7 protein-coding genes are annotated in these 12510 nt (G+C 70.3%); 2 read left to right on the forward strand and 5 right to left on the reverse strand.

Annotation, left to right across the window (positions count from 1 at the left end):
* Positions 1-17 precede the first annotated feature (17 nt).
* From ACWEF2_RS08580 to glgP, 5 genes are all read right to left on the reverse strand, one after another.
* Positions 18-2138 (reverse strand): amylo-alpha-1,6-glucosidase, encoded by a 2121-nt coding sequence (locus ACWEF2_RS08580; protein ID WP_453813190.1) that lies wholly within the window; start codon positions 2136-2138, stop codon positions 18-20.
* A 147-nt stretch (positions 2139-2285) separates the two neighbouring features.
* Positions 2286-4379 (reverse strand): M48 family metallopeptidase, encoded by a 2094-nt coding sequence (locus tag ACWEF2_RS08585; protein ID WP_453813191.1) that lies wholly within the window; start codon positions 4377-4379, stop codon positions 2286-2288.
* A complete protein-coding gene (locus tag ACWEF2_RS08590; protein ID WP_453813193.1) occupies positions 4376-5209 on the reverse strand; it encodes an RNA polymerase sigma factor in 834 nt (277 codons plus the stop codon). Before ACWEF2_RS08590 ends, ACWEF2_RS08585 begins: the two co-directional genes overlap by 4 nt.
* On the reverse strand, positions 5206-5442 hold the full coding sequence (locus ACWEF2_RS08595; protein ID WP_453813195.1) for a hypothetical protein: 237 nt from the start codon (positions 5440-5442) through the stop codon (positions 5206-5208). The genes ACWEF2_RS08590 and ACWEF2_RS08595 overlap by 4 nt, the downstream gene beginning before the upstream one ends.
* Positions 5443-5628: 186 nt before the next feature.
* A complete protein-coding gene (gene glgP / locus ACWEF2_RS08600) occupies positions 5629-8211 on the reverse strand; it encodes an alpha-glucan family phosphorylase (protein WP_453813197.1) in 2583 nt (860 codons plus the stop codon).
* 383 nt (positions 8212-8594) lie between these two features.
* Here glgP and ACWEF2_RS08605 point away from each other — a divergent pair, with 383 nt between their 5' ends.
* The gene (locus ACWEF2_RS08605; RefSeq protein ID WP_453813199.1) at positions 8595-10760 is read left to right on the forward strand and encodes an alpha-1,4-glucan--maltose-1-phosphate maltosyltransferase; all 2166 of its coding nucleotides are present in this window, start codon (positions 8595-8597) and stop codon (positions 10758-10760) included.
* 43 nt (positions 10761-10803) lie between these two features.
* Positions 10804-12507: a maltose alpha-D-glucosyltransferase gene (gene treS, locus ACWEF2_RS08610; RefSeq protein WP_453813201.1), complete on the forward strand. Its 1704-nt coding sequence runs from the start codon at positions 10804-10806 to the stop codon at positions 12505-12507.
* Positions 12508-12510 lie beyond the last annotated feature (3 nt).

Here is a 12510-nt window from a genome sequence, read left to right on the forward strand (position 1 = left end):
ATCGGCTGGACAGGCTGTCAGGGGACGTGGCGCAGGGCGGCCGCGGTGGGGCGACGGGGTTCGTTGATCAGGGTGACTCCCTCGGGCAGCCCGGCGACGGAGACGCCGGAGTCGCCGACCTCGATCGTGACGCGGGAGCCGTCGAGGGGCAGTCCGGTGATCCGCATGTCCTCCAGGCCGACCGGGTCGAGCCAGACCCGGCCGTAGGGCACCCAGGGGTCCAGGCGGAGCAGGGTACGGACCAGGTGGATGGGGGTCGCGGCCGCCCAGGCCTGCGGCGAGCAGGAGGTGGGGTAGGGCACCGGCCAGGCGAACTCGGCCCGGTCGAAGCCGCAGAACAGCTCGGGCAGCCGCCAGCCGAAGACCTCGGCCGCGTCCAGCAGGCCGAAGGCGATCCGCTTGGCCTCGTCCGCGAAGCCGTACCGCATCAGACCTGCGGCGACCAGGGCGTTGTCATGCGGCCAGATGGAACCGTTGTGGTAGCTCATGGGGTTGTAGGCGCCCATGCCGGCGGCCAGGGTGCGCACACCGTACCCGGTGAACATCTCCGGTGACATCAGGTGCGCGGCGACCGAGGCGGCCCGGTCCTCGTCCACGATGCCCGTCCACAGGCAGTGGCCCATGTTGGAGGCGAGGCTGTCGATGGGACACCCGGACCCGTCGAGGCCGACGGCGTAGTATCCCCGGTCCGGCAGCCAGAACCGTTCGTTGAACGCCTCCCTGATCCGCGTGGCGCGGGCGTTCCACTGCTCCTCCAGGGCGCCGTCACCGGCCTGGTGGGCGAAGTGGGCGCGCGCGATGTAGGCGGCGTAGACGTACCCCTGGACCTCGGCCAGCGCGATGGGCGGGCGGGCCAGGGTGCCGTCCGCGAAGCTGACGCCGTCGAAGGAGTCCTTCCACCCCTGGTTGATCAGGCCGTGGTCGGTCTTGCGGCGGTAGGACAGAAACGGGTCGGCGGACCTGGTGATCCAGGCGAGGGCGTCCTCGGCGTACGGCATGAGCTCGTCGACCGCGTCCCCGTACATCCCCCACCGGCGCAACTCGCCCAGGAGCATCACGAACAGCGGGGTGGAGTCCACCGAGCCGTAGTAGGCGTTGCCGCCGTGCGGCGAGGCCCCGGTCTGCACGCCGAAGCGGAGCTCGTGCAGGACCTTGCCGGGCTCCTCCTCGGTGAGCGGGTCGTCCACCTTGCCCTGCAGCCTGGCCAGGCGGCGCAGGGTGCCCAGCGCGAGGGACTGGTCCAGCGGGAGCGCCATCCACGACGTCAGCAGCGAGTCGCGGCCGAACAGGGTCATGAACCAGGGCGCGCCCGCGGCGACCGTCGGCGGCTCCTCCGGCCGGTCGGGCTCGAACAGCCGCAGCGCGCCGAGGTCCTCCCTGGAGCGGTGCAGCACCTGGCCGAGAATGCGGTTGGAGGTGGTGACCGAGGTGCTGAGGCGGTCCCAGTCGGCGCGGCGCCTGGCGGGCTCGGCGTGCTCCACCGGGTGGTGGGTGGAGAACCAGGCGGGTGACTCCTCCCCCTCCAGGATCGGGTTGACCTGGAGGCTCACCGTCCACTCCCCGCGCGCGGGGACGACGATCCGGAAGATGAGCACGCCGGGCACGGCGAACGGCGCGGGCTCGGCCACCACCCGGCTCCCGCGCGACCGGCTGGCCGAGAAGATCAGCAAACCCGACCGGTCGGCCGTCATCTCCACGTCGGTCACGTGCCGGATCCGGCCGACCTTCACCTCGAACAGGTCGGCCATGTCGGAGCCGATGTGGACGTCGACCACGCATCCGGCCGGCTCGTCCGACAGGTTGCGCAGGGTCAGGTCCTCGCGGAGGCCGCCGCCGACGTACCGGTCCCTGACCACCAGCAGGCTGCTCTCGGCCCGCCCCGGCCTCGGCGCCGCCCTGCCGATGAACGTCGCGTGGTACGGCTCGCCCGCGAGCACCCTGAGCGGCTCCACCGCCACGTCGTCCACCCGGAGCTCCCAGCGCGACAGCAGCCGCGTGTCGGCGTGGTAGACGCCCTGCGCGCCGCCCTGCAGGATGTCTCCGCCGCGCGCGGACACACAGAAGGAGCCACCCTCGACCAGGGTCACCGTGGTGTCCCCCAGCGCGCCGGGCTGGCCTTCGAAGGTCCAGGCGTCCAATGTTCTCCCCGGAGTCCGGAAATGTCGGCTTTTATAACCATTCCCCACCGGGGCCGGAAAAGAACGGGATCTCCACCGACCATTAGCCTGTTTTGCCTGATCAGAGGCCCGGCACCCTCCCGGGCCGCCGATCGGCACCGGTCCCGCTCACCGTCGTTTTCTGGGCAGGACGCGCTTGAAGTCCTTAGGGGTCAGCAGCCGTCCTCCGAACCTCCGTCCGTCCAGGAGACGCTTGAGCCGGCCGGACTCCCGCCCATCGGTCGGCGGGTCGGAGACGAGGGGGTTCAGCAGGCCGGGATCGTAGGGAAAGGGGCTGATCGACGGATAGGGGGCGACGCTCGGCCACAGCCTCCCCGGCACCGTGGTCGGCACCGTCAGGGGCAGGGTCGTGGACGGTACGGTGCCCGGCCGGAAGTCGACGCGGACGCCGGGGAGCGGGACGGGATCCCGGTCGAAGGGCAGCGGCAGCGCCGTCAGCAGGAACAGCCCGATCGCGAACGCCCCCCCGACGACGGCGACCCGGAGTTTCCGCCTGTTCTCCTCACGGGTGGCCACGTCCTCGGTGGGCGAGACGGTCATCGTCTCGACGGGTGCCCCGCTCTGCGGACTCCCCTCGGCGTCCTGGCTGAGCCAGGCCCCGGCGTCGACGCCGAGCGCGTGCAGATGCAGGCGGAGCCGTTCGACCTCGGCGAGGCCGCCGGCCGCCGCCGCGCCCACCAGCTCGCGGAACTCGGCGACGGTGACGTTCCCCGCGGCCGACGCCCCCGCCTCGGTCCAGACGAGCCGGTCCGGACCTCCCCAGGACATCTCCCAGCGGGCGCGGCCCCGGGTGACCAGGGCCTGGCCGACCAGCGCGAACAGCGCGGTCTCCAGCCGCCGCCGCGCCGCGTCCCCGCCCGTCCGCCCGTCCGAGGGGCCGTCCGATGGGGGGTCGTCGTCCGCCGCGAGGGGATCGGGGAGGTGCTCCGCCAGACGCCGGCCCGCGCCACTTCCCAGCAGGTCCAGAACCACGGCCAGGGCGGGCCTGGAGGGGTCGCCGAGCCGGTGGGCGGCCCGCACCAGCTGTCTCACCGGCTCGGTGGCCAGGGTCTCGGCCGTCAGATCCAGCCATTCGCGCCACGGCAGCGCGGCCGAGCCGGCGGACCCCGTGGGAAACACGCAGCGCCGTACGGCCTGCGGGGTCGGCCCCCGGTAGGGGAAGCGCCCGGCCGCGGGGACCGGATCGCGCTCCCCCACCGGCCCGTCGAGCCTGCCGAGCGCCCGCAGGCGCCGGGCCAGGCTGGGATGGGAGTCGTACTTCCTGGTGCGCTCCGGGGGCGGAAGCCGCCTCAGCTCCTCCAGCCGGGCCCGATAGCCGGGATCGGCCAGCATTGCGGCGAACGCGGCGAAGGGATCGTCCGGGACGCATCCCCTCGCGCGCATCGGGTCGAGACAGCGGGTCCGGAACTCGCCCCAGGCCACGGGCAGGACACGGAGGGACCGCCAGAGCGCCTCGGCGGCGATCTCGGCCCCGACCACCCTGGCCGCCACCGCGTCGGCCTGAAGTTCCTGCCTGCGGTTGACGGCGTAGCAGAGCCGGAAGTACACGGCGGCGTAGCCGAGGAACGGCCACCACATCCAGGAGACCGGACCGCCCGAACGGGCGGGACCGCGCGCGCCGACGGCGGGCTTGCGCAGGAGTTCGAGCCGGTCGAGGGTCTCCCGCACCGACAGCTGCCCCCGGTAGGTGATGGCGCCGAGCCGGGTGTGCGCGTGCGCGTAGTGCCCCAGCTCATGGCAGAGCACCACGCGCAACTCGTCGGCCGACAGCCCGGCCAGCAGCGGCAGTCCGACGTAGAGACGCCGCGTCCCGCCGAAGAGACCGAGGAACGACGTCTCCTCGGTCACCTTGGCGTTCACCTCCCCGATGAGACGTATCTCCGCCGGGGGCCGGGTGCCGACCTCCTCCGCGAGCTCCCGCACCGACGCCCACAGGGCCGGCGCCTCGCTACCGGACACCCGCAGAGAGTGCGGGTCGGGTCCGGCCGAACCGCCGAGGACGAACAGACCGCGCATGACCCAGAGCGCGGGAACCGTGGTGAACAGCGTCATCATCACGGAGCCGGGGAGCGGCTTGCCCAGCGCGATCGAGTCCCGCACCAGGAGGACGACGAAACCGAGGTCGACGGCCACGAGCGTGAAACAGAGCAGGTAGAGGCCGATGAGCAGCCCGAGCGCCAGGAGCGCGCGCAGCAGGATCATCTCGGCTCCCGCCCGCCGGGGGCGGGCAGCGCGGACTCGATCACGCGGTGAACCCGCTCCAGCGCGGCCCCTTCGGCCTCGAACGCCTCCCCGAGCCAGGCCGAGACGTCGCGCAGGACCACGGCGAGCGGGTCGGCGAGGAGCCCGCCCGGGAACGTGAGCCGCTCTTCGGAGCGCCGGGGCGGCCGGGTCAGTCCCATCAGCCTCTCCAGCTTGCGACGCGCCTGGAAGAGGTAGACGGCCACCAGCGCGCTCTTGACGCCGAGCGCCGCGGCGATCTCCTTCTGCGGCAGGCCGTACACGCAGTGGGCCAGGATCACGATCCGTTCGCGCTCGGCCAGCGCGGGGAGCGCGGCGAGGACCATGGTGACCTCGGCCGTCTGCTCCGGGGACGAGTGCGGCCTCACCGGCACCTGGAGCTCCCCGGCCTCCCGCCTCCTCCGCCGCCCCGCGACCTTCCACCACCGCCGCTGCATCGTGGTGTGCACCCACTTCTCGGCAGCCCGCCGGTCGTAGCGGCCGATGCGGTCCCAGTGCCTGAACGCCTCCAGGTAGGCGTCCGCCACGATGTCCTCGGCGTCCTGCCTGCCTCCGCAGATCATGGTCGCCCTGGTCAGCATGCGGGCGGAGGTCAGCTGGTAGAACTCCCCGAAGGCGGCCGGGCCCGACCTCGCGGCGTCCTCCCCCGTCTCCCCCCGCGCTCCCCTGCCGCCCGCGTCCCGCGTATGTCCCGTGTCCCCGCCATGTCCCGTGTCCCCGGTTTCCCACGGTGTCTCCCACGGCGCGGTGGTTCCCGTTCCGTCAGGTCGCGCGACGTTCTGCTCGGTCACCGTTCGTCCTTCCGCCGGAGGCCTGACCCCGAGGACTTCTGGAGGTATACGACCAGCGTCCCCTCGCCGGCCCTGTAGTCAATGACCACGGGCCCCGTTCCCGCTCGCACCCGGACCACCGTGACCCCGCCGCGCGCCCCGGCCCCACCGGACGGGCGCACCCGGCTCATAATCATCAGCAGCGCCAGCCTGACCGCACCCGCCACCAGGGCGAGGAGAATCGGATCGCTCATCGTGAGATCGCCTTCCAGCCGAGAGACGGCCGGCGTGATCGCCGGCCCCGTGCTCTCAAAAAGGCCCTCGCGACGAGAAATCTTTACACCGGAATCGCCCCGGTTCTCGCCGGGCGCGGATTCCACACGATCGCCCCCCGTCTCGCGGCGGAGAAGCGGTCGCAACGCACCACCGAGCGTCGGCTGTCAGCGCAGGGTGCCGTTGGTCATGCCCACGGGCTCCTCCGGAACCGCGATCAGCCCAAGCTCGGAGGGCGAGGCCACCAGCGGGTGGTCGGGCACGACCCGGACGGTGTAGCCGAAGGAACCGGTGCGGTCCAGCGGGACCGTACCGGTGAAGACCGCCCGGCCGTCGTCCGCCTCCGACTCCACGGTCAGGTCGGCGTAGGCCGGACCGACCAGCTCGTCATGCGGTCCGACCAGGCCGTAGGCGGCCTGGACCCGGACGTCCGAGGGCCCCAGGTCACCCAGGGCCGTGGTCGCCCGCAGCTCCAGGGACGCGCCGACCTCGGGGGTGTCGCCCAGGTTGGCGGCCTCCACATGCTCGACCCGCACCCCCGGCCACGCCTGACGGACCCGCAGCTTCCAGGCGGCGAAGCTCCGGGCCGGATCGTGGTCGTCCGCCGACAGCGCGCGGGCCGAGGAGGCCGCCGGGGCGTAGAGAGCGATCACGTAGTCGCGGAGCATCCGGCCCGCGAGGACCTTGGGACCGAGGGAGGTCAGGGTGTGCCGGACCATCTCCAGCCAGCGCAGTGGCAGGCCGTCGGAGGCGCGGTCGTAGAACCGGTCGGCCACCTCGTGGTCGATCAGGTCGTAGAGCGCGTTCGCCTCCAGCTCGTCGCGGCGGTCGGGGTCGGCGACACCGTCCGCGGTGGGGATGGCCCAGCCGTTGGTGCCGTCGTACCACTCGTCCCACCAGCCGTCACGGATGGACAGGTTGAGCCCGCCGTTCAGCGCGGCCTTCATCCCGGACGTGCCGCACGCCTCCAGCGGGCGGAGCGGGTTGTTCATCCACACGTCACAGCCCTGGACGAGCAACTGGCCCAGGGCCATGTCGTAGTCGGGCAGGAAGACGACGCGGTGCCGCACGTCCTCCCTGTCGGTGAACTTCACGATCTGCTGAATGAGCTTCTTGCCGCCCTCGTCGGCCGGGTGCGCCTTGCCCGCGATCACGATCTGGACCGGCTTGTCCGGGTCGAGCAGCAGCCGGCGGAGCCGATCGGGGTCGCTCAGCATCAGGGTGAGCCGCTTGTAGGACGGCACCCGGCGGGCGAAGCCGATGGTCAGCACGTCCGGGTCGAGGGCGTCGTCGATCCAGCCGAGCTCGGCCCGCGACGCGCCCCTGGCGAGCCAGGACCGGCGCAGCCGCTCCCTCGCCGCCTCGACCAGGCGGGCCCGCAGCCGTCCGCGTATCCCCCAGACGTCCGCGTCGGCGATCTTGTTGACCCCCTCCCAGCCCTGGGCCCGCTCGACCAGGGTGGGCAGCTCCCGTCCCGCCAGCTCCATGATCTCGCGGCCCACCCAGGTGGGCGCGTGCACACCGTTGGTGATCGACCCGATCGGGATCTCGTCCAGGTCGAAGCCGGGCCAGAGCCACCGGAACATCTCCCGGCTGACCGCGCCGTGCAGCTCGGAGACGCCGTTGACCCGCTGGGCCAGCCGCATGCCCATCGCGGCCATGTTGAACCTGCCGTGCTCCTCCTCGGCCCCGAGCTCCAGGATGCGGTCCACCGGAACCGTGGGCCAGGCGTTGTCCCCGCCGAACTGGCGGGCGATCATCTCGCTGGGGAAGCGGTCGATCCCGGCGGGGACCGGGGTGTGGGTGGTGAAGACCGTCCCGGCGCGGACCACCTCCAGGGCCTCGTCGAAGGAGAGCCTGGCCTCGGTGAGCTCGCGGATGCGCTCCAGGCCCAGGAAGCCGGCGTGGCCCTCGTTGGTGTGGAAGACCTCGGGCTCGGCGTGGCCGGTGACGCGGGCGTAGGCCCGCAGGGCACGGACCCCGCCCACGCCGAGCAGCAGCTCCTGCATCAGGCGGTGGTCGGTGCCGCCGCCGTACAGGCGGTCGGTGACGTCGCGGGCCGCGGGGTCGTTCTCGGCCACGTCGGAGTCGAGCAGCAGCAGCGGGACCCGGCCCACCTGGGCCACCCAGACCTGGGCGTGCAGGGTGCGCCCCTCGGGCAGGCTGATCGCGATCCGGACCGGCGTGCCGTCCTCCTCCTTCAGGAGGGTCAGCGGGAGCCCGCCGGGGTCGAGGGACGGATAGTGCTCCAGCTGCCAGCCCTCCGGGGAGAGCGACTGACTGAAGTAGCCGTGGTGGTACAGCAGGCCGACGGCCAGGATCGGCACACCGAGGTCGCTGGCGGCCTTGAGGTGGTCGCCGGCGAGGATGCCCAGGCCGCCGGAGTACTGCGGCAGCGCGGCGGCGATGCCGTACTCGGGGGAGAAGTAGGCGACGGCGCGGGGGGCGTCGGGGATCGTCTGGTACCAGCGCGGCGCGGTCATGTATTCGCGGAGGTCGTCCGCCGCGTCCGCGAGCCGCCGCAGGAAGCGGCGGTCGGCGGCCAGTTCACGGAGGCGGCCCGGCTCAACGGCCCCGAGAAGGGCGACCGGATCATGGCCGACCCGCTCCCAGACGACCGGGTCCACCTCGGCGAAAAGGTCCAGCGTTTCGGGGTGCCAGGACCAGCGCAGATTGTGCACGAGCTCGCCAAGGGAGGCCAGCTCCGGTGGAAGGACGGTGCGGACGGTGAACCTGCGGATTGCTCTCACGGTGCCAGACCCTATGTACTCAGCGCCACGAGGGCGACCAAAACACTCACGGCTCTCCCCCTCACCGCTATCAAACGGCCCCAAACACATCAAAGGCGGGTTGATCACGGTAAGAGCCTGTCTGCATGGACAACTCGCCGAAGAGTAAGAGGTCCCGCACTCTTCCACCTTCACGCATGAAGATGGACTATTGGGGCAGCGCAGCTAGAAGCCACATCTAGCCGCCGTAACGTTCTGCCCCGGGGAACCGGCCGTCCGCACAGGGGGCAGGACACGATCCTGTCCCCAGGCCGGTCCACGGGGGATGGTTTGACATAGTGAAGATCTTTTCTTGTTGACTTTTTCCGACGGTACCGGGCGTGCCGTCGCTACCTTGAGACGCGATGATCGGACGAATTCCAATCCAGGACATCCAGCCCACGGTCGACTGCGGGCGCCACCCCGCCAAGGCCGCCGCGGGCGAGACCTTCGAGATCACCGCCACCGTGTTCCGGGAGGGACACGACGCGGTGGCCGCCGGGGCCGTGCTGACCGGTCCCGACGGCGTGCGCGGGCCGCTGCTGCGGATGCGCGAGCTGGGGCCCGGCACGGACCGCTGGGGCGTCGAGGTGACGTTGCCCACCGAGGGCGAGTGGCACTTCCGCGTCGAGGCGTGGAGCGATCCCGTGGCCACCTGGCTGCACGACGCGGGCATCAAGATCCCGCGTGACCTGGACGCCGAGCTGATGTGCGAGGAGGGCGCCCGGCTCTTCGAGCGCGCCGCGAGAGCCGTACGGCCCGCGGACTGCCGGGCGGCGGGCGGGCACCCGCCGGAGCACCGCGAGTCCCGCAGCGCCCGCGATTCCCACGGTGCCCACAGTGCCCGTGAGTCCCGTGCCAGTGAGTCCCGTGTCCGTGAGTCCCAGGGTGTCCACGCGGCCCGCGCGGCCCATGTGTGCGGGCACCGGGCCGCGTTGCAGGCGATGGCGGCCAAGCTGCGAGACGAGCGGCTCGACCCGCGGGCCCGCTTCTCGCTGGCCCAGCTTCCCGAGACCGCGGAGCCGCTGCGGGCGCATCCGCTGCGGGACCTGGTGACCCGTTCCGCCAGGCGGACGGTCGTCGTGGACCGGCGCAGGGCGCTCTTCGGCTCCTGGTACGAGTTCTTCCCCCGGTCCGAGGGGGCGATCGTCGAACACGGTGTGGCCCCCAAATCCGGAAATTTCAGGACTGCCGCGAACCGGTTGCCGGGGATCGCGAAGATGGGCTTCGACGTCGTCTACCTCCCCCCCGTCCACCCGATCGGGCACAGCTTCCGCAAGGGCCGCAACAACACGCTGACGCCCGAGCCCTACGACCCGGGCTCACCCTGGGCGATCGGCTCCGAGGAGGGCGGGCACGACGCCATCCACCCCGACCTCGGCACCTTCGAGGACTTCGACGCCTTCGTGGCCAAGACCCGCGAGTTCGGCATGGAGGTCGCCCTCGACCTGGCCCTGCAGTGCGCCCCGGACCACCCCTGGGTCAAGGAACATCCGGAGTGGTTCAACATCCGCGCCGACGGCTCGATCGCGTACGCGGAGAACCCGCCAAAGAAGTATCAGGACATCTACCCGCTGAACTTCGACAAGGACCCCGAGGGCGTCTACGCCGAGGTCAAGCGGGTGATACGGCTGTGGATGGACCACGGCGTGCGGATCTTCCGGGTGGACAACCCGCACACCAAGCCGGTGGCGTTCTGGGAGCGGCTGCTGGCCGACATCGCCTCCACCGACCCGGACGTGCTGTTCCTCGCCGAGGCGTTCACCCGTCCGGCGATGATGCAGACGCTGGCCAAGGTCGGGTTCCACCAGTCCTACACCTATTTCACCTGGCGGAACTCCAAGCCGGAGATCGAGGAGTACTTCCACGAGCTCTCCCACCGGACCTCGCACTTCCTACGGCCCAACCTGTTCGTCAACACGCCGGACATTCTTCACGAATACCTCCAACACGGGGGAGTCGCGGCATTCAATATCAGAGCGATTCTCGCGGCGATGGCGATGCCGACCTGGGGCGTCTATTCCGGATATGAACTCGCGGAGAATGTCCCAGTTCGCCCCGGTAGTGAAGAATACCTAGATAGCGAGAAATATCAGTACAAGCCTCGCAATTGGGCTGAGGCCGAGCGAGAAGGCCGCAGTCTGGCCCCTCTCATCACACAACTTAATTTGCTACGAAGAGCGCACCCGGCGCTCCAGGAACTGCGTAACCTACGATTCCACAACGTCGATCATCCGGACGTGGTCTGCTTCTCAAAGCGGCTACCCGGCGCCTACGACACGGCCACACGACGGCACGGCCTGGGCGACGTGGTCCTGACTGTCGTGAACCTCGATCCTCACAACACCCACGAGGCGACGGTGTCCCTGGACATGCCCGCCCTCGGTCTCGACTGGAACGCCGAATTCGTCGTCGACGACGAGCTTTCCGGACAGTCGTACCACTGGCGGCAGGCCAACTACGTGCGCCTCGATCCTCATATCCACTCAGCACACATCTTCACTCTGCGTGCCACGGCGAACCAGCGGTGAGCCGGCCGGGTACGCATACCGGCAAACAGCGGGGAGCCCACTGGTGAATCAGGTACCTGAGCCTATTCCGAACACCTTCGACGAGGAGAACCCTCGCGACCCGTACTGGTTCAAGCGCGCCGTCTTCTACGAGGTGCTGATCCGGGGATTCGCCGACTCCAACGGGGACGGCACCGGAGACATCCGGGGCCTGATCGAGAAGCTGGACTACCTCCAGTGGCTCGGCGTGGACTGTCTCTGGCTGCTCCCGCTGTACGAGTCGCCGCTCCGCGACGGCGGCTACGACATCGCGGACTTCATGAAAATCCTGCCGGAGTTCGGCGACCTCGGGGACTTCGTGAAGCTGGTGGACGAGGCGCACAAGCGCGGCATGCGGGTCATCGCCGACCTGGTGATGAACCACACCAGTGACCAGCACCCCTGGTTCCAGGCGTCCCGGCACGATCCGGAGGGGCCGTTCGGCGACTTCTACGTCTGGCACGACGACGACGAGCGCTACCAGGACGCCCGGATCATCTTCGTCGACACCGAGACGTCCAACTGGACCTACGACCCGGTGCGCCAGCAGTACTACTGGCACCGCTTCTTCCACCACCAGCCGGACCTCAACTACGAGAACCCGGACGTGCAGGACGCCATGCTGGAGGTGCTGCGGTTCTGGCTCGACCTCGGCATCGACGGGTTCCGGATGGACGCCATCCCCTACCTGTTCGAGCAGGACGGCACCAACTGCGAGAACCTGCCCAGGACGCACGCCTACCTCAGGCGGGTCAGGGCCGAGGTGGACCGGCTCTACCCCGACCGGGTGCTGCTGGCCGAGGCCAACCAGTGGCCCGCCGACGTGGTCGAGTACTTCGGCGAGCCCGCGACCGGCGGCGACGAGTGCCACATGGCGTTCCACTTCCCGCTGATGCCGCGCATCTTCATGGCGGTGCGGCGCGAGTCGCGCTACCCGATCTCGGAGATCATGGCCCAGACGCCCAAGATCCCCGAGCACTGCCAGTGGGGCATCTTCCTGCGCAACCACGACGAGCTGACGCTGGAGATGGTGAGCGACGAGGAACGCGACTACATGTACTCCGAGTACGCCAAGGACCCCCGGATGCGCGCCAACGTGGGCATCCGGCGGCGGCTGGCCCCGCTGCTGGAGAACGACCGCAACCAGATCGAGCTGTTCACCGCGCTGCTGCTGTCGCTGCCCGGCTCCCCCGTGCTCTACTACGGCGACGAGATCGGGATGGGCGACAACATCTGGCTGGGCGACCGCGACGGCGTGCGCACGCCCATGCAGTGGAGCCCGGACCGCAACGCCGGGTTCTCCAACTGCGATCCCGGCCGCCTGTACCTCCCGGTCATCATGGACCCGATCTACGGCTACCAGGCGATCAACGTCGAGGCGCAGCAGAAGAACTCCGGGTCGCTGCTGCACTGGACCAAGCGCATGATCGACATCCGTAAGCGCCACCCGGTCTTCGGTCTCGGCGCGTTCACCGAGCTGAACTCCTCCAACCCGAGCGTGCTGGCCTACGTGCGCGAGCTGGGCGACGACCGGATGCTGTGCGTCAACAACCTGTCGCGGTTCCCGCAGCCGGTCGAGCTCGACCTGCGCCGGTTCGAGGGGTCGGTACCGGTGGAGACGATGGGCGGAGTCCCGTTCCCGGCGATTGGCGAACTTCCGTATCTTTTGACGCTTCCTGGGCATGGGTTCTACTGGTTCACCCTGCCGCCCACATCCCAGGAGGCGTAAAGC

The organism is Streptosporangium sp. NPDC004631, from assembly GCF_053601935.1.